A 26,550-nucleotide genomic window follows, 5' to 3' on the forward strand; every position below is an offset into this window, starting at 1 on the left:
CGGCCCGGGAAGCGGACCGCGCCCCGGCCGGTACCGCACATGCACGGGACTCCCACAGAACGGTTCCCTACGATGGCGCGGTGACCAGTACCGCGTCCTCCATGGACCTCCGGCAGGGCCAGTCGCCGCACGACCGGCGGCCGGCGTGGCAGCAGCGGCTGCGCCGATTCGGGTACGTACCGGCGAAGGACGCGCCGTCGGGCGACGTGCGCGACCGTCTGGTACCCCCGTACACCGAGCCGAGCCCGCGGCTGTGGCAGGCGCTCGGCGTGCCGCCGGTCCTCGCCGGGCGGATCACCCGGTGGTCGGCCTGGCTCGGCCCGCTGCTGGTGACGCTGGTGGCGGGCCTGATGCGGTTCTGGAACCTGGGCAGCCCGCGCGCGGTGATATTCGACGAGACGTACTACGCCAAGGACGCGTGGGCGCTGGTCCACCGCGGCTTCGAGGTCAACTGGGACAAGAACGCCAACGACCTGGTCCTGCAGACGCACGGCCATCTCGCGATCCCGACGGACGCGTCGTACGTCGTGCATCCGCCGGTCGGCAAGTACGTGATCGGGCTGGGCGAGCTGCTCTTCGGGTTCGACCCGTTCGGCTGGCGGTTCATGACCGCCCTGCTCGGCACGGTGAGCGTGCTGCTGCTGTGCCGGATCGGGCGCCGGATCTTCCGCTCGACGTTCCTCGGCTGCCTCGCGGGCGCGCTGATGGCGGTGGACGGCCTGCACTTCGTGATGAGCCGGACGTCGCTGCTGGACGGCGTGCTGATGTTCTTCGTGGTGGCCGCGTTCGGCTGCCTGGTCCTCGACCGGGACCGGTCACGGGCGCGGCTGGCCGCGGCCCTGCCCGTGGACTGCGACGGCCGGGTCCGCCCGGACGCGCGCGTGGCCGACACGTTCCGCTTCGGCCCGCGCCCCTGGCGCTGGGCGACCGGGCTGATGCTGGGCCTGGCCATCGGCACCAAGTGGAACGGCCTGTACATCCTGGTCGCGTTCTGTGTGATGGCCGTCCTGTGGGACGTCGGCGCCCGGAAGACGGCCGGTGCCCATCACCCGTATGCCGCAGCTCTCAAGTACGACACCGGCCTCGCCTTCGTCGCGACCGTTCCGGTGGCCATCGCCGTCTACCTGATGTCCTGGCTCGGCTGGATCCTCTCCCCGTCCGACGGCACCGGCGGCTACTTCCGCAACTGGGCGGCCACCGACGGCAAGGGCGGCAGCTGGACGTTCCTGCCGGACTGGCTGCGCAGTCTGTGGCACTACGAGCACGAGGTGTACGAGTTCCACGTCGGGCTGACCTCCCCGCACACCTACCAGTCCAACCCCTGGAGCTGGATCGTGCTGGGCCGCCCGGTGTCGTACTTCTACGAGTCCCCGAACCCCGGCGCGGACGGCTGCCCGGCGGACGCGGGCCAGAAGTGCGCGCGCGAGGTGCTGGCGATCGGCACACCGCTGCTGTGGTGGGCGGCCTGCTTCGCGATCCTCTACGTGCTGTGGCGCTGGGCGTTCCGCCGCGACTGGCGGGCCGGTGCCGTCGCCTGCGGCATCGCGGCCGGCTGGCTGCCCTGGTTCATGTACCAGGAGCGGACGATCTTCCTCTTCTACGCGGTCGTCTTCCTGCCGTTCCTGTGTCTGGCGGTGGCGATGCTGCTCGGCGCGATCATCGGCCCACCGGGCTCCTCGGACACCCGCCGCGTGATCGGCGCGTCCGCGGCGGGGGTGCTGGTGCTGCTGATCATCTGGAACTTCATCTACTTCTGGCCGCTCTACACCGGCACCGCGATCCCCATAGACCAGTGGCGGGCGCGGATGTGGCTGGATACGTGGGTCTAGCCCACGGCCCGAGTCACGGTTTCGACAACATCGGTCGCAACTCCCCCACAAGCGCTTACAGTTCCCCCGCTGCCCTGTTGAACGCGTTCAACAGGGCTCGGTCATGCACGGGGAAACGGGGAAGGGATGCGCGCGATGCGCAACGGGGTGAAGGGTGCCGTCATCGGCACCGTGTGCGCGGTGATGCTGGGCGGAGCCGGTTACGGCGCCTACACCATGGTCTCCGCGCTGAACGGCGACGCGGGTACGAACGGCCACGCGGGCGTGCAGACCGGCCCGCCCGGCGGCTCCGAGGTAACGGAGGCCGCCGAGGGCTTCTTCGCCGCCTGGGAGAAGGGCGACGCGGCGACGGCGGCGTCGTACACGAACTATCCGCAGGCCGCCCGGGAGTTGCTGACGGCCTACGCCGGCGCCGCGCACATCGGCAAGGTGCGTGTCACACCGGGCACGGCGACCGGCACGCGCGTGCCGTTCACGGTCGAGGCGACGGTGTCCTACGGCAGGAAGAGCCGGCCGCTGTCCTACCGGAGCACGCTGACCGTCGTGCGCGGCGAGACCTCGCACCGTCCGCTGGTCGACTGGCGGCCGTCGGTCGTCCATCCGCGGCTGCGCCAGGGGGACACGCTCACGACCGGTGAGTCGGCGGCCCCGCCGATCGAGGCGGTGGACCGCGACGGCGCGGTGCTGACGAAGGAGAAGTACCCGTCCCTCGGTCCCCTTCTGGACCAGTTGCGCGAGCGGTACGGCGACAGGGCGGGCGGCACGGCCGGCGTGGAGCTGGCGATCCGTCACGCGGGCGACGACGCCGACACCCCGCTCCTCACGCTCGCCGAGGGCAGACCGGGCCGGGTGCGCACGACGCTCAGCGCGAGCGCCCAGGCGGCGGCCGAGACGGCCGTGCAGAAGTACGCCGAGTCGTCGGTCGTGGCGGTCAAGCCGAGCACGGGCGAGGTGCTGGCCGTCGCCAACCACCGCGCGGACGGCTTCAACGCGGCCTTCCTCGGCACCCTCGCGCCCGGCTCCACGATGAAGATCATCAGCGCCGCGACCCTCATCGACTCCGGTCTGACCACCGCGAACGGCCCGGCGCCCTGCCCGCCGTCGGCCGTCTGGCAGAGCCAGACCTTCCACAACCTCACGGGCCTCGCGCCGGACGAGCACGCCACCCTCGCGGAGAGCTTCGCCCGGTCCTGCAACACGGCGTTCGTGAAGTTCGCCGACTCGGTGAAGGTGGACTCGCTCACCCAGGAGGCCGAGCAGTGCTTCGGGCTCGGCGGCGACTGGAAGGTGGGCGTGCCGTCCTTCGACGGCCGGGTCCCCGCCTCCGGCGGCCCGGACACGGCGGCCGGCCTGATCGGTCAGGGCCAGGTCCAGATGAACCCCCTGAACATGGCCTCCGTGACGGCCACCGCGGCGACCGGAACGTTCCGCCAGCCGGTCGTCGTGCCACTCTCCCTGGACGGCCGTGAACCGGCACGCGCGCGTGGGCTGTCGCCGAGTACGGTCCAGCAGCTGCGCGCCATGATGAGCCGCACCGCGCACAGCGGCACGGCGGCCGGCGTCATGGCCGGGCTCGGCGGTGACATCGGCGCCAAGACCGGCTCGGCGGAGGTCGACGGACAGGCGAAGTCCAACAGCTGGTTCACCGGTTACCGGGGCGACGTCGCCGCCGCCGCGATGACCCAGGACGGCGGGCACGGCATTGACGCGGCCGGCCCGATTGTCGCAACCGTGCTACGAAATGCCGACTGACGTCACCCTCAAAGGTGGGGACTTTAAGGTGATTGCCGTCGTTGGGGAGAGTGAAGGGGTGGCGGGGACCCTGGGGAACGCACGGAGGAACTGAGGCTGTGGGCAACAGAAGGCGCGTCGCCGAGCGACGGAGGACGACGAGGCCGGCGGTGCTCGGCGGGGTGATCGCCGTGGTCGCCGCCGGCGCCGGATTCGCCGTCTACGCGGTGGCGGACGGCGGCGCGGCGGCCGACGAGCGCACGTCCGCCTCGGCCGACCACAAGGCCGTCAAGACCGGTCCGCTCAGCGCCGCCGAGGTCCACGCGGCCGCCACCCGCTTCCTGTCGGCCTGGCAGCAGGGCAAGGTCGCCGACGCGGCCGGCGCCACGAACGACGCCTCGGCCGCCACCGCGCTGCTCACCGGCGTCGCCAAGGACGCCCACCTGACGGGCGTCACCCTCACCCCGGGCACGGCCACGGGCGCGAAGGTGCCCTTCTCCGTCAAGGCGACGGTGACGTACGACAAGCTCAGCAAGCCGCTGACGTACGGCAGTTCGCTCACCGTGGTGCGCCGGGCGAGCGACGGCACGCCGCTGGTCGACTGGCACTCCTCCGTCGTCCAGCCGGACCTGGAGGACGGCGACACCCTCGTCACCGGCGCGTCGGGCACCCCGCCCGTCAAGGCGCTGGACCGCGACGGCGGCGAGCTGACGGCCGCCAAGTACCCCTCCTTGGGCCCGGTGCTGGACGGGCTGCGCGCGAAGTACGGCAAGACCGCGGGCGGCAAGGCGGGCATCGAGCTGCGCGTGGTGCGCGGCAAGGCGTCGCAGAAGGCCGAGCTGTCCGACAAGACGCTCGTCGCGCTGAGCCAGGGCACACCGGGCACGGTGCAGACGACGCTGAACCCCACGCTCCAGGCGGCCGCCGAGCAGCAGGTGGGCAAGCAGAAGCAGGCCTCGGTGGTGCTCGTGCGGCCGTCCACGGGCGAGATCCTCGCGGTCGCCAACAGCGGACACGGCTTCAACGTCGGCTTCCAGGGCTCTCTCGCGCCCGGCTCCACGATGAAGATCGTGACGTCGACGATGCTGTTCGAGAAGAACCTCATCACCCCGGACGCCTCCCACCCCTGCCCCAAGACGTACAAGGTCGCCGGCTGGACGTTCCACAACGACGACAACTCCGAGATCAAGAAGGGCACGTTCAGGCAGAGCTTCGGGGCCTCCTGCAACAACGCCTTCATCGACTTCGCGCCGAAGCTGTCGAACGACGACCTGACGAAGGAGGCCCAGCAGGTCTACGGCCTCGGCATGGACAACTGGGCCATCGGTGTCCCGTCGTTCGACGGCTCCGTGCCGGTGCAGAGCGGCGCGCAGATGGGCGCCTCGCTGATCGGCCAGGGCGCGGTGCGGATGAACCCGCTGAACATGGCGTCGGTGGCGGCGACGGTCGAGTCGGGCTCCTTCCACCAGCCGTACCTGGTCGCGCCCTCGGTGGACCACCGCACGCTGGCGAAGGCCGCGCGCACGATGTCGGCGAAGACCCAGTCCCAGCTGAAGGACGTCATGAAGTTCACGGCGGACTACGGCACGGCCGCCAAGGCGATGGCGGGCATGAGCGGGGACTACGGCGCCAAGACGGGCTCCGCCGAGGTCGACGGCCAGAAGAAGCCGAACGGCTGGTTCACGGCCTACAAGGGCGACCTCGCGGCGGCGGGGGTGGTCCAGGCGGGCGGCCACGGCGGCGACACGGCCGGGCCGATCGTGGCGACGCTGCTGAAGACGGGCGGCTGATCAGGTCCCTACGGGTTCCGCGGTGTAGGTGCGCCGCAGGAACCTGAGCAGCGCCTTCGACTCGAACTGGACGACCTCGACACCGTTGTCGGAATGGAACTCCACGACGGCCTGCACGCGGCCGCACGGCCACACGCGTACGTCGCCGCTCCCGGCCGGCGTCCGCAGTCCCTGCTCCAGCAGGGAGCGCGAGAAGGTCCACTCGTGGGTACCGGGCAGGTCGATCCGCACCGAGCGTGGATCACTGTCGGGGTCGTACCGCAGCAGCACCGGTACGGCCTCCGGATCCTCCTCGTCCTCTTCCGTGACGATGTGGACGCGCGCGTACTGTTCGACCACAGACATCGGACTGCCCTTTCACACTGAGTCACCTTCACGGAAGTCCCGCATCCGCTTTGTCTCCAATGTGCCATATTTTCCGATTTATGCCCCCGGAGGCGACCGGTTGTTCACGCCGACCGGCGACACACGTCCGCGAGAATGGGGCGCGTGACGCCTCAAGACGACCGAGACGACAAAGAGGCCGCCGGGTCGCTGCTGCTGGACGACCAGCTCTGCTTCGCGCTGTACGCCGCACAGCGCGCCGTGACCGCCGCATACCGTCCACTTCTGGACGACCTCGGGCTCACCTACCCCCAGTACCTGGTGCTGCTGGTGCTCTGGGAGCACGGCGAGACCAGCGTGAAGGAACTGGCGCGCGCCCTGCGCCTGGACTACGGGACCGTCTCGCCGTTGCTGAAGCGGCTGGAGGCGGCGGGTCTGGTGCGCAGGGAGCGCGCGGCGGACGACGAGCGCTCGGTGCTCGTCGCGTGCACCGGGCGCGCGGAGGAACTCAGGGAGCGCGCGGCGCGGGTCCCCGGCGCGCTCCTCACCACGACGGGGCTCGGCGCCGAGGACGTGGCGCGGTTGCGCGCGGAGTTGCGGGACCTCGCCGAGCGCGCCGCCACGGCGGCCGACCGGCACCGAGCGCGCTGATCCCGCCTTACCCGCGGTCGCCCACCCTGACGGCACACACCGACCTACCGGCCAGTACCTTGTGCACGATGTATCTGTGCACCACTCATTCCGGGGAAGGCCGGCCATGACCGAGGACTCCGCCGTCGACACCCGTCCGACGAAGATCATTTACGTCGCCGAAGCCACCGCCCACGGCGGCCGGGACGGCCATGTCACCAGCCAGGACGGCCGGCTCGCGCTGAAGGTCGCGATGCCCCCGCAGCTGGGCGGCGACGGCGACGGCACCAACCCGGAGCAGCTGTTCGCGGCCGGTTACAGCTCCTGCTTCCACAACGCGCTGATCCTGGTCGGCAACCGCGCGGGCTACGACCTGACCGGCTCCACGGTGGCCGCGAAGGTCGGCATCGGCCCGAACAAGCAGCGCGGCTACGGCCTCGCCGTGGCCCTCAGCGTCTCCCTTCCGGTCCTGGACGCCGACCTGGCGGCCCAGCTGGTGGACGCGGCGCACGAGGTCTGCCCGTACTCCAACGCGACGCGCGGCAACATCGACGTAACGATTCTTCTGGGCTGATCCCGCCGAGGAATCGCAGGCCCACGGGCGGCGTTGCACGCACTGTCGCAGGCGACGGGACAGTGCGGGAAGGGACGACGGACGTGGGCGTGGACGTGCACGGCACAGTGGCCGAGGGCTTCGAGCCGGTCAAGCAGGCGTTCGCCGCGAACTTCGCGCTGCTCGGGGAGCGCGGCGCGGCGGTGGCCGTGTACCGCGACGGGCACAAGGTCGTCGATCTGTGGGCGGGCGCGAAGGACGTCGACGGCAGGGCCGACGGGGCTCCCTGGGAGCGCGGCACGGCGCAGATCGTCCGCTCGGCGACCAAGGGCGTCGCCGCCGCCGCGCTGCTGCTCCTGCACCAGCGCGGCGAACTGGACCTGGACGCCCCGGTCGGCACGTACTGGCCCGAGTACAAGGCCGCCGGCAAGGAGCACACCCTCGTCCGGCATCTGCTGGCCCACCGCGCGGGCATACCCGTGCTGGACCGCCCGCTGACCCCCGCCGAGGCCGCCGACCCCGACCTGGGCGCCGCCGCGGTCGCCGCGCAGGCGCCGGTGTGGGAGCCGGGCACGGACCACGGCTATCACGCCCAGACCTACAGCTGGCTCACCGGCGAGCTGGTCCGGCGGGTCACCGGGCGCCCGGTCGGCGACTGGATCGCGGACGAGATCACCGGACCCGTCGGCGCGGATCTCTGGCTCGGGCTGCCGGAATCGGAGCACGCGCGCGTGGGCCGCGTCGGACCGGTCCAGGCGCCGGAGACCGCGGGCACGCTGAAGACGCGCCCCAAGCGCGCGGTGGCCGAGGCCTACGCCGATCCCGACTCGCTGACCCGGCGGGCGTTCGCCGCCATCACCCCGCTCCCCGACGAGAACGACCCCGCCTACCGCGCGGCCGCCCTGCCCGCCTCCAACGGCATCGCCACCGCCGACGGGCTGGCCCGCGTCTACGCGTCCCTCATCGGCGACGTGGACGGCGGCACGCGCCTGTTCACCCCGCAGACGACGGAACTGGCGCGCACCGAGCGGTCGGCCGGACCGGACCGGGTCCTGGTGGTGGGCACCCGGTTCGGCCTCGGCCACATGCTGCACGGCAGCGCGTCCCCGCTCCTCACCCCCGGTTCCTTCGGCCACCCGGGCCGCGGCGGCGCCCTCGCGTTCGCCGACCCGGAGACCGCAGTCTCCTTCGGCTACGTCACCAACGGCTTCCACAAAAGCGTGACGGCGGACCCGCGGGCGCAGGCGCTGGTACGGGCGCTGCGCACGGCGCTCGCGTAACGCGCGCCGCCGGGCCCGCCCGGTGTCACACGTTGATCGGGTGCGAGGTCCGTCCGGACGCCGCGTCGATCTCCTCGTGGGCCTTGGTGAGCAGTTGCATGGCCAGTTCGTTGAGGGCGCGCGCACCCGCGATCTCCTCGCCGACCCTGGGCTGGTTGGCGTCGACGGTGTGCCTGCTGGCCCGGCCGTGCGCGCGCATCTCCGAGCCGTCGGGCAAGCGCACCATGGCCACCGCGCGCGTGTGCAGATCGTCCTCCACGAACTCCATCTCGACATGCCATCCGACAGCGGTTTGCAACATGACGACCACCTCCGAAGACCGCTGCTTCCAGGGTGCGCCCTGGCACCCCCGGCCGTCATGTCGGCGCCTGCGCGCCCTTCTCGGCTACGCGCCCTTCTCGTCGAAGCTGGCGAAGTACGCGGCGGCCATGTCCTCGTCGGCGTGGCCCTGGGCGGCGGCGCGGGCGAACCGCTCGGCGGTCGCGGCGGCGACGTCGAGGCGTACGCCGCCGCGCTCACCGGCCTGCACGATCAGCCGGGCGTCCTTCTCGGCGGTGGCCACGGCGAACGACGCCGGTGACAGCCTGCCGTCGAGCACCAGCGCGGCCTTGGCGCGCAGATAGCCCATGTCGAGCGGGCCGCCCTCGATGAGGTCGAAGAAGCCCTGCGGATCCACGCCGAGGGCCCGGGCGAGGGCGAGCACCTCACCGGTCGCGGCCGTGGCGGCGAGGACCCAGCTGTTGGCCACCAGCTTCAGCCGGCTGGCGCTGCCCGAGGCGCCGTCGTCCCCGGTCCACACGGTCTTCGCGCCGACCGCGTCGAAGACCGGCGTGACCGTGGCCCGCCCCTCCTGGGGCCCGGCGGCCAGCACGGTCAGCTGACCGGCCTCGGCGGGCTGGCGGGTGCCGAGGACGGGAGCGTCGTAGAAGACCAGCCCGTGCTCGCGGGCGAAGCCCGCCAGGTCGGTGACCAGGTCGACCCCGGCGGTGGTGCACTGCGCCCACACCGTGCCGGGGCGCAGCGCCGGGGCGGCCGCGCGCAGGGTGTCCAGGACCGTCCGGCCGTCGTAGAGCATCGTCAGGACGACGTCGGCGCCCGCCACGGCCTCGGCGGGCGTGGCGGCGACGCGGGCGCCGTCGGCGGCGAGCGGTTCGGCTTTCTCGCGCGTCCGGTTCCAGACCCGCACGTCCAGCCCCGCCCGGCACAGATTGCGGGCCATGGCGGCCCCCATGATGCCGGTGCCCAGCACGCTCACGGTCGGCTTGTCGGTCATTGACGGCTCCCTGTCGTCGTCCGGCTGCTGTCGCATGGTCCCCGGCCACGTGGTCCCCGGCCATCTTCGCGGCGCGGACGGACACACGCACGCACGCGTACGGCGGTTCACGCCTGCTGCTCCGGAAGCAGCACGGGTCGGCACGCAGCTGCGAGAGTCCGGGCGCGACCTGGTCGGACAGTCCGTAGGGACCCTGCGAACTCCCGTGACGCATACCGTAACTTGACTCCATTCGGGGCCGGTCGGCCCCCTCGGAAAGCCGACGACTTCATGGGCTCGTCCTCGTCACACAGACCCCGCCCCGGGCGCACCACCACGACGACGGCAGCGCGGACTGGAACAACTGGACGGTCGCCACCGGGTGGAACACCGGAGCCGCACTGGACCTGCAGGCCGCCGACGCCAACGGTGACGGCACACCCGACCTGTGGACCGTCTCCGCGGGCGGGACGGTCACGGCGAACCTGTTCACCAACCTGTCCGGCACCGCCCCGGCCACGCTGACGCGCGTCACCGGGACTCTCACCGCCACCTGATGTCCGCTGTCACGTGATCTGCTCGCGCACGTCCACCACGGCCGCACCGGCGTGCGCCACCAGCGCCTGCGGCTCGACCGGGAAGACGGCGTACGGCGTGCCCGCCGCCGCCCACACCTCGTCGTGCGCGAGCAGCAAGCGGTCGGCGAGGACACGCGTGCGCGTGCGGTGTCCGAAGGGCGGGACGCCGCCGATGGCGTACCCGGTGGTCTCGCGCACGACACCGGCGTCGGCCCGGGTGACCTCGCCCGCCCCCAGTTCCTCGCGCACGCGCTCCAGGTCCACGCGCGAGGCGCCGTCCATCAGGACGAGCACCGGGACGCCGTCGGCGGCGAAGACCAGCGACTTGCAGATCCGGTTCAGCCCGCACCCGATCGCGGCGGCGGCCTCGGCGGCGGTCCGGGTGGCCTCCGGGAAGCGCCGGGTCCGCGCGAGGACGTCCTCCAGCCCGCGCGCACGCATCGCTTCGGCGAACCGGGGGTGGGCACCGGACTCGCCGGTGCCGGTGGCGGTCGTCGTCATGCGGGGCACGCTACGGCATCGTTCCGGCCGTGCTCACGGCGTTTTCAGCTGCCGCCGGAACAAAAGCAGCCGGTGAGGGTGCAGCCCCGTCCCCACGGGCACCCTCACCGGCTGGTCCTCGTAGTCCCTGCGGACTACGAGCGGTACGTCACGCGCGTACCAGCTCCCGCTCCCCGTCCGGGTCGGTGTCCTTGCCGTCCGTGGAGGACTGTGTGCGCAGGCCCTCGCCCTCGACGTCGACGTTCGGCAGGGCGCGGTCGAGCCACTTGGGCAGCCACCAGGCCCGCTTGCCGAGCAGGGCGAGCACCGCCGGGACGATCGCCATGCGGACGATGAACGCGTCGAAGAAGACGGCGATCGCGAGGCCGAAGCCGATCATCTTGATCATCGACTCGCTGGAGCCGATGAAGCCGGAGAAGACGGCCATCATGATGACCGCGGCGGCGGTCACGACCCGCGCCCCGTGCCGGAAGCCGGTGACCACGGCCTGGGTCGGCTTCTCGCCGTGGACGTACGCCTCGCGCATCCGGGTCACGAGGAAGACCTCGTAGTCCATGGCGAGACCGAAGACGACGCCCACCATGAAGATCGGCATCATCGACATGACCGGGCCGGTCTCGGAGACGTTGAACAGGCCGGACAGCCAGCCCCACTGGAAGACCGCGACCACGGCGCCGAGCGCCGCCGTCACGCTGAGCAGGAAGCCGAGGGCCGCCTTCAGCGGGACGAGGACGGAGCGGAAGACCACGATCAGCAGGAGGAAGGCCAGCCCGACGACCAGCGCCAGGTACGGCAGCAGCGCGTCGTTCAGCTTCTGCGAGACGTCGATGTTCATCGCCGTCGAGCCGGTGACCAGGATCTTGGAGTCGGTCTGCCGCGCGACCTCCGCGCCCTTGTCGCGGATGGTGTGCACCAGGTCCTCGGTCGTCTTCGAGGACGGCTTGGATCCGGGGACGACGGTGATGGTCGCGGTGTCACCGGCCTTGTTGGGCACGGCCGGGGTGACCGTGACGACGTCCTTCAGGCCCTTGATCTCGTCGCCGACCTTGGTGAAGGCGGCCTTCGCGTCCTGGCTGCCCTTGGCGTCGACGACGACCATCAGCGGGCCGTTGAAGCCCGGCCCGAAGCCCTCGGAGAGCAGGTCGTAGGCGCGGCGCTGGGTGGTGGAGGTCGGCTGGGAGCCGTCGTCCGGGAGGCCGAGTTGGAGGGAGGCGGCCGGGACCGCGGCCGCGCCGAGGCCGATCACACCGAGGAGGAGGACGGCGACCGGGCGGCGTACGACGAAGCTCGCCCAGCGGGTGCCCATGTTGGGCCGGCCCGGGTTCTTGGGCTTACGGCCGCCGCCGAGCAGCTTGCTCTTCTCGCCGGCGGGCTTGACCCTGCGGCCGGCGTAGCCGAGCAGCGCCGGGATCATCGTCAGCGCGATGAGGACGGCGATGGCGACGGTGCCGGCGGCCGCGATGCCCATCTTGGTGAGCATCGGGATGTTGACGACCGACAGGCCGACCAGGGCGATGACGACGGTCAGGCCCGCGAAGACCACCGCCGAGCCCGCCGTGCCGACGGCGCGGCCGGCCGCTTCCTCGCGCTCGCGGCCCTCGGCCAGTTCGGCGCGGTAGCGGGAGACGATGAACAGGGCGTAGTCGATGCCGACGGCCAGGCCGATCATCGACGCCAGGGTGGAGGTCGTGGAGCCCAGGTCCAGGGCGCTGGCGAGCGCGGTGATCGTGGAGACGCCGATGCCGACGCCGATGAGCGCGGTCAGCAGCGGGAATCCGGCCGCGAGCAGCGAGCCGAAGGTGATGACGAGGACGACGGCGGCGATCGCGATGCCGATGACCTCGCTGGAGCCGGTCTCCGGGGTCGCGGTGAGCGCGTCACCGCCGACCTCGACGGTCAGCCCGGCGTCGCGTGCGTGCTGCGCGGCTTCCTTCAGGGCGTTCTTGGAGGAGTCCTTGAGCTCCATCCCGGAGACCTTGTACTTCACCGAGGCGTAGGCGATCGAGCCGTTCCGGCTGACGGCGTGCCCGGCGTACGGGTCGGCGACGGAGACGACCTCGGAACCGCTGCCCAGCTCCTTGACGGTCTTCTCGACGGCCGTCTTGTTGAGCTTGTCGGTCATCTTCTCGCCGGCCGGCGCCTTGAAGACGACACGTGCGGTGGCGCCGTCGGCGCTCATCCCGGGGAAGCGCTGTTCGAGCAGGTCGAAAGCCTTCTGCGCCTCGGTGCCGGGGATGGAGAAGGACGTGCTGCCGGCAGGCGGCGCGGAGGCGGCGCCGACCCCGGCGAGGGTCAGCAGCGCCACCCATATGAGGGCGACGAAGTGCCGTCGCCGGAAGGCGAGACGGCCCAGTTTGTACAGGAATGTGGCCACGGAGGCGTACTCCCGGTCAGGTCGTGGGGTTGATCAGGGCAGGGGTGGTCAGCCCGACGACGTGAGCGGAGACGTCAGAAGGTGGGCTTGCTGGGGAGAGAGATCAGTCGGTGGGAACGCCGAGGGCGGGGAGGACCACGGCGTCGATGTACGACATCAGGAAGGCCTGCGTCGGCGGCAGCTCGTCGATCATGGTGCGGGCGGCGAACCCTCCGAGCATCATGTGCATCATGAACTCGACCGCCGGGTTGTCCGCTCGGACCTCGCCCCGGTCGACGGCCCGCTGCACCACGCGGCGGAACGACGCCATCTCGGGCTCGATCAGATGATCCCGGAACGCCCGCAGGAGATCCGGATTGCTGTGCACCGCCATGGCCAGGCCCCGCATCAGCGCGGAGTTCTGCTCCATCTCGCAGTCGTCCGAGCGCAGGGTGAGAGCGTGCAGGTCGCCCTTGAGCGATCCCGTGTCGATCTCGTCGAGGCCCATGCCGCCCGGCTTGGTGTGCCGCACCGCCTTCGCCACCAGCTCGGCCTTGCCGCCCCACTGGCGGTAGAGCGTCGCCTTGCTGGACTTGGTACGGGCGGCGACGGCGTCCATGGTGAGGGCGTCGTAGCCGACTTCGCGGAGCAGGTCGAGCACGGCCTCGTACAACTCGGCCTCCCGCTCGGGCGTGATCCGACTGCGGCGCCCTGTTGCGACGACCTCGGTCATGCCACTCACCCTTCCGCTCCGGAGCCTCCTGTTTCGTACTCCATGAACATACCCTGAGAGCGAGCGAAACGAAACCGTTTCGTACGTGGGTTGGGTCACGCTTGTTGGCTTTCCATAAACCGGCGCCGGTCTCCCGCGTACGAGTTGCCCGTGCCGTTTGCCCGGAAAAGCATAGGGAGGTGAGCTATCTGCGCCTTCCCCACCTCAGCGGCGACCTGCTGTGCTTCGTGGCCGAGGACGACCTCTGGCTGGCCCCCCTCGACGCGCCGGGCCGCGCCTGGCGCCTCACGGCCGACCGTACCAAGACCGGCCACCCGCGTTTCTCGCCCGACGGCCGCCACATCGCCTACACGACCTGGCGCAGCCTCGACCCCGAGATCCATCTCGTCGGCGTCGACGGCGGTCCCGCGCGGCAGCTGACGTACTGGGGCAGCTCCGACACCCGGGTCTGCGGCTGGACGCCCCCCGAGAACGGGGAGAGCGACATCCTCGCGGTCGCCTCGCACGACCAGCCCTTCTCCTACTTCACCTGGGCCTACAAGGTCCCCACCGACGGCGACCCCGGCGCGCGGCTGCCCTGGGGGCCGGTCACCGACATCCAGGTCGCCGACGTCGACGGCGAACACCGGACCCTGCTGCTCACCGGCACCCCGCCGCACGAACCGGCCTCCTGGAAGCGCTACCGCGGCGGCGCCATGGGCCGCCTGTGGCTGCACGGCGAGCAGCTCGTGCCCGACATCGGCGGCCATCTGGCCTGCCCCATGTTCGTCGCCGGCCGCGTCGCCTTCCTCTCCGACCACGAGGGCGTCGGCAACCTCTACTCCTGCGCGTACGACGGCACCGACCTGCGCCGCCACACCGACCACGACGCCTACTACGCCCGGCACGCCGCGGGCGACGGCACCCGGGTGGTCTACCAGTGCGCGGGCGACCTGTGGCTCGTGGACGACTTCTCCCCGAACGCCGTGCCGCACAAGCTGGACGTCCGCCTCGCCGGGCCCGCCACCGGCCGCCGCCGCTATCAGGTGCCCGCCGCGCAGAACGTCGACGGCATCTCCGTGGACGAGACCGGCCGGGCCGGCGCCGTCGTCGTCCGCGGCAGCCTGTACTGGCTCACCCACCGCGACGGCCCGGCCCGCACCATCGCCGACACGCCCGGCGTCCGGGTACGGCTGCCGGAGATGCTGGGCACGACCGGCAAGGTCGCGTACGTCACCGACGCCGACGGCGAGGACGCCGTCGAGATCGCCCAGCTGCCCCGCGCGTCCGGCGACCGCGCCCCGCACCGGCTGGCCTCCGGCGCGCTCGGCCGGGTCCTGGAGATGGTCTGCGACCCGCTCGGCGAACGGCTCGCCATCGCCTCGCACGACGGGCGGCTGCTGCTGCTCGACACGGGGGAGGGGGAGGGCGGCGAGGCCGCGGAGACCCCGGCCGCGCGGGCCGCCGCCGAGGGCTCCGCGCAAGCAGAGGGGCCCGAGGAGGGCGAGGAGGCCGGGGAGAGCGCGCGGGCCGAGGTGCCGGGGGGCACGGCCGGCCAGGTGACCGAGCTGATCCGCTCCGTCAACGGCCCCGTCCGCGACCTCGCCTTCTCCCCCGACGGCGCCTGGCTCGCCTGGTCCCACCCGGGCATCGGCCGCTCCCTGCGCGAGATCAAGCTGGCCCGGATCAAGGACCGGCACATCGTGGACGTCACCAACGGCCGCTTTGAGGACGAGAACCCCGTCTTCACCCGCGACGGCCGCTACCTCGCCTTCCTCTCCTGGCGCGGCTTCGACCCGGTGTACGACGTCCACACCGGCGACCTCTCCTTCCCGCTCGGCTGCCGGCCGTACCTCGTCCCGCTGAGCTCGGCGACCCCCTCCCCCTTCGCGCTGAACCCCGAGGGCCGCCCGGCCGCGGGCGGGCTCGACCCGGTCGAGGACGAGGAGACGGGCGAGGCCGGCACGGTGACGGTGGAGGTGGAGGGCCTGGAGAACAGGGTCACGCCGTTCCCGGTCATCGCCTCCAAGTACTCCGCGCTGCACCCGGTCGCGGGCGGCGGCCTGGTCTGGCTGCGCTGGCCGATCTCCGGCGCGCTCGGCGAGACCTTCGCCAACCCGGCCGACACCAGCGGCCGTCCGACGCTGGAGTACTTCAACATCACCAAGGCCAAGAAGTCCGAACTGGTCGACCATCTGGACTGGTTCGCGGTGAGCGGCGACGCCACCCGCCTGGTCGTCGTGGACGAGGGCGAGCTGCGCGCGGTCCCGTCCACGGAACCGGGCGACGGCGACACGACCGTGTGGATCGACCTGCGCCGCATCCTGCACGAGGTCGACCCGCCCGCCGAGTGGCGCCAGGCCTACGAGGAGGCGGGGCGCATCATCCGCGGCTACTTCTGGGACCCGGGCATGTGCGGCATCGACTGGGACGCGGTGCTCGACCAGTACCGCCCGCTGGTCGAACGCGTCGCCTCCCCCGACGAGTTCGCGGACCTCCTGCGCGAGGTCCTCGGCGAACTGGGCACCTCGCACGCGTACGTCACCGCCGCCCGCCGCAACGAGGGCCCGCCGCACTACCAGCGCCGGCAGGGCCTGCTCGGCGCCAACTTCGTCCGCCGGGAAGCCGGCTGGGCCCTCAGGCGGATCCTGCCCGGCGACTCCTCCGACTCCCGGGCCCGCTCGCCGCTGGCCGGCACGGGCATCCGCGAGGGCGCCGTGCTCACCCATGTCGACGGCCGCCCGGTCGACCCGGTGACCGGGCCGTATCCGCTCCTCGCCGGCGCCGGCGGAACAACCGTGGAGCTGACGTTCGTGCCCGCGGAAGGGGGCGCGGACCGGGCCCGGCGGGTCGCGGTCGTCCCGCTCGTCGACGACCGCCCCCTGCGCTACCAGGACTGGGTCGCCAAACGCCGCGGCGTCGTACGGGAGTTGAGCGGCGGCAAGTGCGGCTATCTGCACATCCCCGACATGGGCGGCTCCGGCTGGGCCCAGTTCAACCGCGACCTGCGCATGGAGGTGTCCCGGCCCGCGCTGATCGTGGACGTGCGGGGCAACGCGGGCGGGCACATCAGCGAACTCGTCATCGAGAAGCTGACCCGGACGATCCTGGGCTGGGACCTGACCCGGGACGCCCAGCCGGTGTCGTACACCTCGAACGCGCCACGGGGTCCGGTGGTGGCCCTCGCCGACGAGGCGACCTCCTCGGACGGCGACATGATCACGGCCGCCTTCAAGCTGCTCAGGCTCGGCCCGGTGGTCGGCCAGCGCACCTGGGGCGGCGTGGTCGGCATGACCGGCCGCCACCGGCTGGGCGACGGCACGGTCATCACGGTCCCGATGAACGCGGCCTGGTTCGACGCCTACGGCTGGTCCGTGGAGAACCACGGCGTCGCCCCCGACCTGGAGATCATGCGCACCCCCCTGGACTGGGCCGAGGGCCGCCACGCCCAGATGGACGACGCGATCCAACTCGCCCTGGACCTCCTGACCACCACCCCCGCGGCCATCCCCCCGGACTACAGCGACGTCCCGAACCGCTCCCGCCCGAAACTGCCGCCGAGGAACAGTCGGCAAGGGGGCCGTCAATAAGGAGCGCGGGGCACCCTCCAGAAGGAGGGTGCCCCGCGCCGAACAGCCGGCCGAAGCCGAGCGCAGCGGCTACGCGTCGTAGTCCCGGTCGAACCGGTCCTTCATCTCCTGGTCCGAGTCCTCGATGTCACGCATGTTCTCGTGCTTGAGTCCCCGCTCGGGCGGCGCCTGCTGCTTACCGCGCTGCCCGGCCTGCTGACGGGCCTGGTCGCCCTTGCCCTTCGCCCGCTGCTTCGGTTCGCCGGCCTTGTTCCGGGACTGGTCCTTCATACCCATGAGGGTTCACTCCTGTGGTGAGTGAGAGGGAAATCGGGGGAACGGCCCCGCTGGGGCCTCGACCAGACTCACACGGCGGACCGGGCAACGCATGTGGATCAGTTACGGTGCGTAGCCCGCGCCGCGTCGTCGGCCGCGCCGCCCGCGCCCACGAGCCCCGAGCTCATCCCCTGCAACCGGGGCGCGAACCGCTTCATCTCGCGCTGCCCCACGGTCCCGATGAGCGCCGGCAGATATCCGCGCACCCCCTGCATGCCGCGCAGCCACCACTGTCCGTACACGTGCGCCGAGCGCCGCTCGATGCCCTCCACGATCCGGTCCACGGCGGGGCCCAGCGGGTACGTCTTGTTCGACGGCCACGGCAGCCGCTGGCGCAACTCCCGCATCACGTCGTCCTGGTCGGCACCGCGCACCATGTCGGTGTCCGTCCACGACAGGTAGCCGACGCCGACGCGCACGCCCTGGTAGCCGACCTCGGCGCGCAGACTGTGCGCGTACGCCTCCACGCCCGACTTGGAGGCGCAGTACGCCGTCATCATCGGCGCGGGCGTGATCGCGGCGAGCGAGGCGATCTGGAGCAGATAGCCCCTGCTCTCGACCAGCACCGGCAGGAACGCGCGCGCGGTCACCGCCGAACCGATCAGGTTGACCTCGATCACCCGCCGCCAGGCCTGCGGATCGGAGTCGATGAACGGACCGCCCGTCGCCACACCGGCGTTGGCGACCACGATGTCCACCTTCCCGAACCGCTCCTTCACCTCCCGTGCGACCCGGCCCATCGCCTCGTGGTCGGTGACGTCGGCGTACCAGTACGCGCTGTCGCTGTGCAGCCGCCCGGAGACCTCCTTGAGCGCCTCCTCCTCCAGCCCGACCAGCGCGACCTTCGCGCCGCGTGCCGAGAGCTTGCGCGCCAGCAGCTCACCGACGCCGCGCGCCGCCCCCGTGACGACCGCGACCTGCCCTTCGAGGCTGACCCTGCTCATGCGCCCTCCTTGATCTGCGCCGTGACATACGTGGTGACGAGCTCCCGGATCCTGCCGATCACCAGGTCGGGGGCCTCGATCGGGGTCATGTGCCCGACGCCGGTCAGCTCGGTGAGACCGACGCATTCCGGCAGCGCGGCGGCCAGCGCGCGGGCGTGCACCGCAGGCGTGAGCCGGTCGGACGCGCCGTGCACGATCGCGGTGGGCGTGTGCAACTCCCGTACGCCGTGGTCGAGATCGAGCGCCGCCAGCACCCCGGCCCACGCATGGCGTACGGCGCGCGGGCAGGCGTGCACGATCCGGGCGCACGCCTCCACCATGTGCGGGGCGGAACCGGCGCCCATGGTGGCGTACTTGAGGACGCTCTTCGCAACCGGCGTGACCGGCCCGAGGGGAGCGCGCGAGCCCAGGATGTGCCCGGTGATCCAGGTGCGCACGCCCCCGGCGCGCATAGGCACCACGCGCGACTCCGCGACCAGCCGCGAACTGCCCGTGCTGCACAGCAGGACGGCGGCGGCGTGCTCCTGGAAGCGGGGGCGCGTGGCCGCGGCCATGACCGTCATGCCGCCCATGGAGTGGCCGACGATCAGGGCCTTCTCCCCGCGTGCGAGCGTCCGCGCGAGCACGGCTTCGAGATCGTCCGCCAGCGCCCGGGTGGTGCACGCGGGGCTCGCGGGGCTGCGCCCGTGCCCCCTCTGGTCGTACGCGATCACCCGGTGGTCCCTCGCCAGGTCCCGTATCTGCGCCGCCCAGAAGGCGGTCGAGCAGGTCCAGCCGTGAGAGAGGACGATCGGGGGCGCGTTCTCGGGGCCGTGCACCTCGACGTGCAGGGGCGCGCCGTCGGCGGAGACGACGGTGAGTTCGTGGGCGGGGGCGGGCGGGGCGTAGCGGCCGCCGGTGACAGGGGCGGGCGCGGGGGCGGTCCGGCTCATGCGGCGCCCTCGCTCTCCACGACGGCGGCCGGCGTCCGCCGCACGGCCGTACCGGCCGGCTTGCCGTCGGCGTTCCGGACGACCTCGTACTCCGCCAGGTCCACGCGCCGGGTCGCGCTGCGGAACTCGGACGTCGTGCCGGGCCAGATCGTGGTGTTGCGGCCGCTCGCGTCCAGGTACCAGCTGGTGCAGCCGCCGGTGTTCCACACCGTCCGCTTCATGCGCTCCTGGACCCGGTGGTTCCAGGACTCGACGGCGGCGGGCCGGGCGTCCAGGGCGGTGCGGCCGCCGAGGACGTCGAGCTGGCGCAGATAGTCGGCCATGTAGTTCAGCTGGGACTCGATCATGAGGATCATGGAGGAGTTCCCGAGGCCGGTGTTGGGCCCGATGATCGTCATGAAGTTCGGGAACCCGGCGGCGGTGGCACCGCGCAGCGCCCGCATGCCGTTCTTCCAGGAGTCCGCGAGCGTGTCGCCCGCCGCGCCGACCACCCGCTCGGCGATCGGCATGTCCGTGACGTGGAAGCCCGTCCCGAAGACGATCGCGTCGGCCTCGGCCTCGGCCTCGGTGCCGTCGGCCGCCACGAGCGTCGATCCGCGGATCTCGCCGAGCCCGCTGGCGACGACGTCCACGTTCGGCCTGGCCAGCGCCGGGTAGTACGCGCTGGACAGCAGGATCCGCTTGCAGCCGATGCGGTAGTCGGGCGTGAGCTTGGCGCGCAGGGCCGGGTCCTTGATCGCGCGGGCCATGTTGCGCTTGGCGAGCTGTTCGACCAGGCCGAGTTCGTCGGGGTGCTTGGTGAACGCCTGGACCTGAAGCTCCCGGATGCCCCACAGCAGTCCGCGCCGCACCTGGGTCGTGAACGGGAGCAGCCGGTGCAGTCCGCGCTCGACGCCGCTGATGGCGCGGTCCACTCGGGGCATCACCCACGGCGGCGTGCGCTGGAAGAGGGTCAGCCGGCCGACCTGCGGCTGGATCGTGGGCACGATCTGGATCGCGGAGGCCCCGGTGCCGACCACCGCGACGCGCTTGCCGCGCAGGTCGTAGTCGTGGTCCCAGCGGGCGGAGTGGAACACCTTGCCGGGGAAGGACTCCAGGCCCGGGATCCCGGGGATCTTCGGGTCGGACAGCGGTCCGGTGGCGGAGACGACGACGTCGGCGGTCAGCGAGCCGCGCGTGGTCTCGATGGTCCACCGCAGGTTCTCGGTGTCCCAGGTCATCAGCTTGACCTCGGAGTCGAGGCGAAGGTGCGGGCGCAGTCCGAAAAGGTCGGTGACGTGCTCCAGGTAGGCACGGATGTGCTGCTGCCCCGAGAAGGTACGCGGCCAGTCCGGGTTGGGCGCGAAGGAGAAGGAGTAGAGGTGGGAGGGTACGTCACAGGCGCACCCGGGGTAACTGTTGTCCCGCCAGGTGCCGCCGACGCTGTCGGCCCGCTCCAGGACGACGAAGTCGGTGATCCCCTCGCGGCGCAGCCGCACGGCGGCCCCCAGCCCGCCGAACCCGGACCCGATCACCGCCACCCGTACATGCTCGTGCTCGGCCATCCCGAAGCCTCCACGCATCGCCTTCGACCCTGCCAGTGAACACTGGCGCAATGGGACTGTAGAGCAGCTCCGTACCGAGCGGTAGGGGGCGGGGGCACGAAAGTTACCGGCGGTACAACATAGGCTGCGGACGTGGCAGAGGACGCAGAACACTCGGGGACAAGGCCGCGGGAACGGCGCGAGTACCGCATGGAGGAGCTGGCCCGGCTCGCCGGGATCACCGTGCGCACCCTGCGCTTCTACCGGGAGCGCAAGCTGATCCCGCCGCCCCGGCGCGAGGGCCGTATCGCCTGGTACGACGACCACCACCTCGCGCGCCTGCGCACGATCGCCGCCATGCTGGAGCGCGGCCACACGCTGAACGGCATCGCGGAACTCGCGGAGGCCCTCGACCAGGGCCGCGACGTCGCCGACCTGCTCGGCGTCGGCACCCCCACCGAGGAGGAGCCGGTCCGGCTCACGCCCGAGGAACTCGCCGCCCGCTTCGAGGGCGAGGTCACCCCCGAGAACCTCGCCGCGGCCATGGCACTGGGCTACCTCGGCACCGACGGCGACGAGATCGTCCACATCAGCCGCCGCCTGCTGGACGTCTCCTCCGCCCTGGTCCGCGAGGGCATCCCGCTCGGCGAGGTCCTCACGGCCGCCACCCGAGTCCGCGAACACGCCGACGCCCTGGCTGAACTCTTCTCCGACCTGATCCTGCGCCACGCCCCCGAGGAGGACCTCCACCGCCTGCGCCCCCTGGCCCGCAGCGTGGTCGAGGCGGAACTCTCCCTGGCCCTCGACCGCCGCCTGACCAAGAAATCCGGCGAACGCGCCATCTGAGCCCGCCTGCCGCCGACGGACCAGCGGGCGGGGCCGCGCCTACAGGTCGTAGACGACGGTCACCGGCGCGTGGTCCGACCACCGCTCGGCATGCGTGGCCGCGCGCTCCACGACCCCCTTGACGGCCTTGCCGGCGAGCCCGGGCGTGGCGACGTGGTAGTCGATGCGCCACCCCGAGTCGTTGTCGAAGGCCCGCCCGCGGTACGACCACCAGGTGTACGGCCCCTCGACATCGGGGTGCAGGGCGCGCACGACGTCGACGTAACCGCCCTCCTCGGCGGCGAGCACCCGGCCGAGCCACTCCCGCTCCTCGGGCAGGAAGCCGGAGTTCTTGGTGTTGCCGCGCCAGTTCTTGAGGTCGGAATGCTGATGGGCGATGTTCCAGTCGCCACAGACGACGACCTCGCGCCCGTCGGCGGCGGCCCGCGCGCGCAGCTCCTTGAGGTGGACGAGGAACTCGTCCATGAAGCGCACCTTCTCGTCCTGCCGCTCGGTGCCGACCTCGCCGGAGGGCAGATACAGGGAGACGACCGTCACACCGGGCAGGTCGGCCTCGACGTAGCGGCCGCTGCCGTCGAACTCGTCCGAACCGAAGCCGACCCGGACGCGGTCCGGCTCCCGCCGCGTGTAGAGGGAGACGCCCGCACGCCCCTTGGCGGCGGCCGGGGCGTGCACGACGTGCCAGCCGTCGGGCTCCCGGACCTCCTCGGGCAGCTGGTGCGGCTCGGCACGCACCTCCTGGAGACAGACGACGTCCGCCTCCGTCCGGGCGAGCCACTCCACGAAGCCCTTCTTGGCGGCGGCCCGCAGCCCGTTCACGTTCACCGAGGTCACAGTCAGCACCAGGGCACGATACCGGCACACTGGTCGGAGCCCGTCCACACCGTCCGACGAACACCGTCCTGCATAGAAGTACGATGCCCAGCATGAATATACGCCGCGTCCGTTTCGATCACCCCGACGCCGTCACGCTCAACGACGAGGTACAGGCCGAGTACCAGCTGCGCTACGGCGGCGACGGCGACGCCACGGCTCTGGACACCACGGACTTCGACCCGCCGCGCGGCGCCTACCTGATCGCGTACGACGAGCTCGACCGCCCCGTCGCGACCGGCGGCTGGCGCAGCCAGGACCTCAACGACGAGGGCAACGAGAACGGCGACGCCGAACTCAAGCGCATGTACGTGGTCGCGCACATGCGCGGCCGGGGCCTCGCGCGCCGCATGCTCGCGGCCCTGGAGGAGGACGCCCGAACCGCCGGCCGGATCCGCATGGTGCTGGAGACGGGCAGCAAGCAGCCGGAGGCCGTCACCCTGTACACGTCGAGCGGCTACGAGCCGTGCGCCAAGTTCGGCTACTACCGCTTCCACGAGGAGAGCCTCTGCTTCGCGAAGAAGCTCTGAGCGGCCCTGAGCCGGTAACTCGGATCACACCAGGCCCGCTTGAGCCCCGGCAGGCCTGAACGCGGTCCGACACCGCGCCCGGACATACGATGAAGCCCCTGTCGACTACTGCCGACAGGGGCTTCATGCTGCGTGGACCTGAGGGGATTTGAACCCCTGGCCCCCTCGATGCGAACGAGGTGCGCTACCGGACTGCGCCACAGGCCCTTGCAACGAGTGAAACTCTAGCATCCCCGTCGGGGTGCTTGGAAATCCGTTCCGTGACTGGTCACGGCGGGGGTCTCCGGAGGGGGCGCGCGACGGGGAGCGCGCCGGAGGGGCGTGCGGGAGTTACTCGTTCGCCGCGCGCGGGCGGTCGCCGTCCTCGTACTGATCGAACAGGGGCGTGCGTCCGCGCTCACGGGCCCGGCGCGCGGACGCGGCGCGGCGCGCGTCGCTGCGGCCGCCCGCCGGCTTGTCCTCGGCCACAGGCGCCTGCTCGTCGGCGCCGGCCTCCGGCGCGTGGACGGCCTCCTGCTCCGGCGCGACCGAGCTGGAACGCGCCGAGCTCCAGGTGTCCGGCGCCCCCAGGTCCACGTCGGACGTGGCACGCGGCGCCACCGGCGCGGTCACATACGTCGGCAGGGGCACCGGCACGGGCTCCCAGCTGTCCCCGCCGGGCCGCCGCTGCCGCTCACGCTGCTGGTCGACCCACTCGGCGTGGTCGGTCTGCTCGACCAGGGCACGCCGGTCCGCGGCGAGCGCGGAGAGACCGGGATCCGTCTCGGCCTCCTGAACCTCCTCCGCTTCGTCCGCGCCGGCGCTCGTCGTATCGGGCGACACGCGCCGACGCGGCTGACGCTCGCGCTCCCGCAGCCGCTGCGCGGCGACCTCGGCCTGCCGGCGGTCCATCTGGTAGGCGAAGCGACGGCGCTCCTGGGAGCGCAGGTACGCGATGTACCCGCTGAGCATCACGGCCGGTACGGCGGGCGCCCACAGGAAGGCGAGCCCGCCGACCGCGGCGACGATCGCACCGAGCGTGAAGCCGAGGAAGAGCATCACGGTGGTGCGCCGGCGGCGCGCCAGGACCTTCAGGCGCCGGTCGCGCGCTGCGGCCGCCTGTGCCGAGGCCGTGCGCCGCGCGGCCGGCACCGGCCGCTGCGGGGGCGCGGGCGCCGGTTTGGGCGCCCGTGCGGGCTCCTGTCCGCGTGCCGCTTCCGCTCTTCCGGGTGACTCTCCCCCGGCTTCCGCGTGCACCTGACGACGGGCCGGAGGCATGGCGAAGGCCCGGACGTCCACCGAGTCGGTGGCGGCGTCCGGGTCACCGGCGTCCGGCTCCCCCTCCTGGGCGGAGCGCGCCCGCAGGTCCCTGGCGTATCGACGCTCCATGCCCGCCCGTCCGGACAGCAGCCGGATGGCGGTGCTGAAGCGTTCCGTCGGACGGGCCTCGTTCAGCTCGTCCTGCCTACGGAGCCACATCGGCACCAAGTAGGCGGCCCAGGCCCCGACAATGACTGCGTAGATGAGGCCGCTGCTGCTCACGCCTCACACCGTAGAGGGGTTTGCCTGAGGCCATCCGCCAATTGGGCCGGTGTGTCGCACGATCTGGCTGATATTTCCAGCTTTTTTTGCGATCCATGCGATCAGAGGACCGCCTCAGTCGCGAATTCAATGCCCTGAGACGGTCAGCATCCGATCAATTTCGAACACATATTCAATTTCGGCGGGCCTAGGCGGGATTCCCCGGCGTGTTCTGCGGATTCCGCGACGGATCCGCGTCGTCCGCCGGGCGCTCGATGTGCCGCTCCCTTTGGGAGCGTGCCCGCTGCCAGCGCGCGAGCAACCCGTCGGGCACCTCTTCCGCGGTGAGCGCGAAGACCAGGTGGTCGCGCCAGGCCCCGTCGATGTGCAGATAGCGCGGCCGGAGCCCCTCCTCGCGGAATCCGAGTTTCTCCACGACCCGGCGGCTGGGCCGGTTCTCGGGCCGAATGCAGACCTCGATGCGGTGCAGCCCGACGGCACGGAAACAGTGATCCACCACGAGCGCGACCGCCGTCGGCATCACGCCGCGGCCGGCCACCGACTCGTCCACCCAGTACCCGACGTGCCCCGAGCACATCGACCCCCAGGTGATCCCGGCGACCGTCAACTGCCCGACGAGCCGCCCCTGGTACTCGATGACGAACGGCAGCATCCGGCCCGCGTTGGCCTCCGACCGCAGGTGCCGGACCATCTGGCGGTACGTCGGCCGGTGGGTGATCGGCCCGCTCGGCGTGGGCGGCGGAATGGTCGCCTCCCAGGGGCGCAGCCAGTCCCGGTTGCGCCGGTTCACCTCGCGCCAGGCTCGCTGGTCGCGCAGCCTTATCGGCCGGAGGACGACATCGCCGTCCGCCAGCACGACGGGCCAGTAGGGGCTGTTCAGCTCGCACCCCCGCTCGTGGGTCTGGGGTGGTCGCCGCCGCGGATCTGGTCGACGGCGTGGACCAGCAGCGGCTCCAGCACGGCGAGGCCGTCGCGCACCCCGCCCGTGGAGCCCGGCAGATTGACGATCAGGGTCCGTCCCGCCACCCCGGCCAGGCCCCGGGACAGCACGGCGGTCGGCACCTTCTGACTGCCGAACGCCCGGATGGCCTCCGCGATGCCCGGCACCTCGTAGTCGATCACCGCGCGGGTCGCCTCGGGAGTGCGGTCGGTCGGCGAGACGCCGGTGCCGCCGGTGGTGACGATCGCGTCGTACCCGGCGGCCACGCCCGCCAGCAGGGCCTCCCGCACGGGATCCCCGTCGGGCACGATCCGGGGGCCGTCCACGGCGAACCCGAAGCCCGTCAGGCCGTCGACGATCAACGGGCCGCCCTTGTCCTCGTAGACACCCGCCGCGGCCCGGTTGGAGGCGGTGACCACCAGAGCCCGGTAGCTCATGCCCGGCTCCAGTCGCCCGACGTGCCGCCCGTCTTCTCCTCCACCCGTACGTCCGTGATGACCGCTCCCTTGTCGACCGCCTTGACCATGTCGATCACGGTCAGCGCGGCGACCGTGACGGCGGTGAGGGCCTCCATCTCGACGCCCGTACGGTCCGTCGTCCTCACGGTGGCCTGGATCTCCACGGCGTCGTCCGCGACCGACAGATCCAGTTTCACACCGGACACCGACAACGGGTGGCACAGCGGGATCAGGTCCGGGGTGCGCTTGGCGCCCATGATGCCCGCGATCCGCGCGGTGGCGAGGGCGTCCCCCTTGGGTACCCCCTCGCCGCGCAGCAGCTCGACCACGCGGGGCGAGACGAGCACGCGGCCGCTGGCACGGGCGGTGCGCGCGGTCACGTCCTTCCCGGATACGTCGACCATACGGGCGGCGCCCGCCTCGTCGATGTGCGTCAGTCCGTCCTGCGTACTCATGCTCTGTGCCGCTCCCGGTCCGGGCCCGTCACAGTGCGGTTGCGCGGGCCTGCTGTGCGCGCCACGGTACCGCCAAGTCGGCGCACGCAC

Annotated in this window: 24 protein-coding genes and 1 tRNA gene; 9 read left to right on the forward strand and 16 right to left on the reverse strand. The window is 72.0% G+C overall.

The features are described 5' to 3' along the window. Positions 1-80: 80 nt before the first annotated feature. The 3 genes from ACFC8N_RS07705 (at position 81) to ACFC8N_RS07715 (ending at position 5,350) form a co-directional block, all read left to right on the forward strand. Positions 81-1,829, forward strand: a complete 1,749-nt coding sequence (locus ACFC8N_RS07705; protein ID WP_376287340.1) for a dolichyl-phosphate-mannose--protein mannosyltransferase — start codon at positions 81-83, stop codon at positions 1,827-1,829. A 135-nt stretch (positions 1,830-1,964) separates the two neighbouring features. After that, a complete protein-coding gene (locus tag ACFC8N_RS07710; protein WP_376287342.1) occupies positions 1,965-3,581 on the forward strand; it encodes a penicillin-binding transpeptidase domain-containing protein in 1,617 nt (538 codons plus the stop codon). 98 nt (positions 3,582-3,679) lie between these two features. Further along, positions 3,680-5,350 carry a penicillin-binding transpeptidase domain-containing protein gene (locus tag ACFC8N_RS07715; RefSeq protein WP_376287344.1) on the forward strand — a complete coding sequence of 557 codons (1,671 nt, stop codon included), beginning with the start codon at positions 3,680-3,682 and terminating at the stop codon, positions 5,348-5,350. Here ACFC8N_RS07715 and ACFC8N_RS07720 read toward each other — a convergent pair whose 3' ends face one another. Beyond that, complete coding sequence (locus ACFC8N_RS07720) at positions 5,351-5,695, reverse strand: SsgA family sporulation/cell division regulator (RefSeq protein ID WP_356027070.1); 345 nt, start codon at positions 5,693-5,695, stop codon at positions 5,351-5,353. A gap of 135 nt (positions 5,696-5,830) precedes the next feature. Here ACFC8N_RS07720 and ACFC8N_RS07725 point away from each other — a divergent pair, with 135 nt between their 5' ends. The 3 genes from ACFC8N_RS07725 (at position 5,831) to ACFC8N_RS07735 (ending at position 8,137) form a co-directional block, all read left to right on the forward strand. Beyond that, positions 5,831-6,325 carry a MarR family winged helix-turn-helix transcriptional regulator gene (locus ACFC8N_RS07725; RefSeq protein WP_376287346.1) on the forward strand — a complete coding sequence of 165 codons (495 nt, stop codon included), beginning with the start codon at positions 5,831-5,833 and terminating at the stop codon, positions 6,323-6,325. Between the two features lie 106 nt (positions 6,326-6,431). Beyond that, the gene (locus ACFC8N_RS07730; protein WP_376287348.1) at positions 6,432-6,878 is read left to right on the forward strand and encodes an organic hydroperoxide resistance protein; all 447 of its coding nucleotides are present in this window, start codon (positions 6,432-6,434) and stop codon (positions 6,876-6,878) included. Between the two features lie 89 nt (positions 6,879-6,967). Continuing rightward, the gene (locus ACFC8N_RS07735) at positions 6,968-8,137 is read left to right on the forward strand and encodes a serine hydrolase domain-containing protein (RefSeq protein ID WP_362821497.1); all 1,170 of its coding nucleotides are present in this window, start codon (positions 6,968-6,970) and stop codon (positions 8,135-8,137) included. 25 nt (positions 8,138-8,162) lie between these two features. Here the strand turns inward: ACFC8N_RS07735 and ACFC8N_RS07740 are convergent, their stop codons facing one another. The 5 genes from ACFC8N_RS07740 to ACFC8N_RS07760 form a co-directional block, all read right to left on the reverse strand. Beyond that, on the reverse strand, positions 8,163-8,438 hold the full coding sequence (locus tag ACFC8N_RS07740) for a DUF1876 domain-containing protein (protein ID WP_356027063.1): 276 nt from the start codon (positions 8,436-8,438) through the stop codon (positions 8,163-8,165). A gap of 84 nt (positions 8,439-8,522) precedes the next feature. Then, positions 8,523-9,410: an NAD(P)-dependent oxidoreductase gene (locus ACFC8N_RS07745; protein ID WP_356027061.1), complete on the reverse strand. Its 888-nt coding sequence runs from the start codon at positions 9,408-9,410 to the stop codon at positions 8,523-8,525. 545 nt (positions 9,411-9,955) lie between these two features. Next, the gene (locus tag ACFC8N_RS07750; protein ID WP_356027058.1) at positions 9,956-10,468 is read right to left on the reverse strand and encodes a YbaK/EbsC family protein; all 513 of its coding nucleotides are present in this window, start codon (positions 10,466-10,468) and stop codon (positions 9,956-9,958) included. A gap of 148 nt (positions 10,469-10,616) precedes the next feature. Further along, on the reverse strand, positions 10,617-12,842 hold the full coding sequence (locus ACFC8N_RS07755; protein WP_376287350.1) for an MMPL family transporter: 2,226 nt from the start codon (positions 12,840-12,842) through the stop codon (positions 10,617-10,619). Positions 12,843-12,945: 103 nt separating this feature from the next. Next, positions 12,946-13,554, reverse strand: a complete 609-nt coding sequence (locus ACFC8N_RS07760; RefSeq protein WP_356027053.1) for a TetR/AcrR family transcriptional regulator — start codon at positions 13,552-13,554, stop codon at positions 12,946-12,948. 179 nt (positions 13,555-13,733) lie between these two features. Here ACFC8N_RS07760 and ACFC8N_RS07765 point away from each other — a divergent pair, with 179 nt between their 5' ends. Further along, positions 13,734-17,123, forward strand: a complete 3,390-nt coding sequence (locus ACFC8N_RS07765; protein WP_376287352.1) for a S41 family peptidase — start codon at positions 13,734-13,736, stop codon at positions 17,121-17,123. Between the two features lie 69 nt (positions 17,124-17,192). On the opposite strand, the gene ACFC8N_RS07770 is transcribed toward ACFC8N_RS07765, so the two are convergent. The 4 genes from ACFC8N_RS07770 to ACFC8N_RS07785 all read right to left on the reverse strand — a co-directional run bounded on the left by ACFC8N_RS07770 (position 17,193) and on the right by ACFC8N_RS07785 (position 20,858). Continuing rightward, positions 17,193-17,393 carry a hypothetical protein gene (locus ACFC8N_RS07770; RefSeq protein ID WP_256256052.1) on the reverse strand — a complete coding sequence of 67 codons (201 nt, stop codon included), beginning with the start codon at positions 17,391-17,393 and terminating at the stop codon, positions 17,193-17,195. Positions 17,394-17,497: 104 nt separating this feature from the next. Beyond that, complete coding sequence (locus tag ACFC8N_RS07775) at positions 17,498-18,382, reverse strand: SDR family oxidoreductase (RefSeq protein WP_362821422.1); 885 nt, start codon at positions 18,380-18,382, stop codon at positions 17,498-17,500. Beyond that, complete coding sequence (locus ACFC8N_RS07780) at positions 18,379-19,314, reverse strand: alpha/beta hydrolase (RefSeq protein WP_362821421.1); 936 nt, start codon at positions 19,312-19,314, stop codon at positions 18,379-18,381. Before ACFC8N_RS07780 ends, ACFC8N_RS07775 begins: the two co-directional genes overlap by 4 nt. After that, entirely contained in the window at positions 19,311-20,858 is a 1,548-nt protein-coding gene (locus ACFC8N_RS07785; RefSeq protein ID WP_376287355.1) for a flavin-containing monooxygenase, read from the reverse strand. Before ACFC8N_RS07785 ends, ACFC8N_RS07780 begins: the two co-directional genes overlap by 4 nt. 189 nt (positions 20,859-21,047) lie before the next feature. Here ACFC8N_RS07785 and ACFC8N_RS07790 point away from each other — a divergent pair, with 189 nt between their 5' ends. Then, complete coding sequence (locus ACFC8N_RS07790; protein WP_376287729.1) at positions 21,048-21,683, forward strand: MerR family transcriptional regulator; 636 nt, start codon at positions 21,048-21,050, stop codon at positions 21,681-21,683. A 39-nt stretch (positions 21,684-21,722) separates the two neighbouring features. On the opposite strand, the gene ACFC8N_RS07795 is transcribed toward ACFC8N_RS07790, so the two are convergent. Next, on the reverse strand, positions 21,723-22,526 hold the full coding sequence (locus ACFC8N_RS07795) for an exodeoxyribonuclease III (protein WP_376287357.1): 804 nt from the start codon (positions 22,524-22,526) through the stop codon (positions 21,723-21,725). Positions 22,527-22,609: 83 nt separating this feature from the next. Here ACFC8N_RS07795 and ACFC8N_RS07800 point away from each other — a divergent pair, with 83 nt between their 5' ends. Then, the gene (locus ACFC8N_RS07800) at positions 22,610-23,086 is read left to right on the forward strand and encodes a GNAT family N-acetyltransferase (protein WP_376287359.1); all 477 of its coding nucleotides are present in this window, start codon (positions 22,610-22,612) and stop codon (positions 23,084-23,086) included. 133 nt (positions 23,087-23,219) lie between these two features. Here ACFC8N_RS07800 and ACFC8N_RS07805 read toward each other — a convergent pair. From ACFC8N_RS07805 to moaC, 5 genes are all read right to left on the reverse strand, one after another. Continuing rightward, positions 23,220-23,293, reverse strand: a tRNA-Ala gene (locus ACFC8N_RS07805). A gap of 123 nt (positions 23,294-23,416) precedes the next feature. Beyond that, positions 23,417-24,607, reverse strand: coding sequence for a gephyrin-like molybdotransferase receptor GlpR (gene glpR, locus ACFC8N_RS07810; RefSeq protein WP_356027036.1), 1,191 nt, complete (start codon positions 24,605-24,607; stop codon positions 23,417-23,419). 187 nt (positions 24,608-24,794) lie between these two features. Beyond that, positions 24,795-25,463 (reverse strand): GNAT family protein, encoded by a 669-nt coding sequence (locus ACFC8N_RS07815; protein ID WP_356027034.1) that lies wholly within the window; start codon positions 25,461-25,463, stop codon positions 24,795-24,797. Positions 25,464-25,483: 20 nt separating this feature from the next. Next, positions 25,484-25,984: a MogA/MoaB family molybdenum cofactor biosynthesis protein gene (locus ACFC8N_RS07820; protein ID WP_356027031.1), complete on the reverse strand. Its 501-nt coding sequence runs from the start codon at positions 25,982-25,984 to the stop codon at positions 25,484-25,486. Next, entirely contained in the window at positions 25,981-26,460 is a 480-nt protein-coding gene (moaC, locus tag ACFC8N_RS07825) for a cyclic pyranopterin monophosphate synthase MoaC (RefSeq protein WP_071374740.1), read from the reverse strand. Before moaC ends, ACFC8N_RS07820 begins: the two co-directional genes overlap by 4 nt. Positions 26,461-26,550 lie beyond the last annotated feature (90 nt).

The sequence above is a fragment of the Streptomyces sp. NPDC055966 genome (assembly GCF_042269865.1).
Taxonomy (GTDB): Bacteria; Actinomycetota; Actinomycetes; order Streptomycetales; family Streptomycetaceae; genus Streptomyces.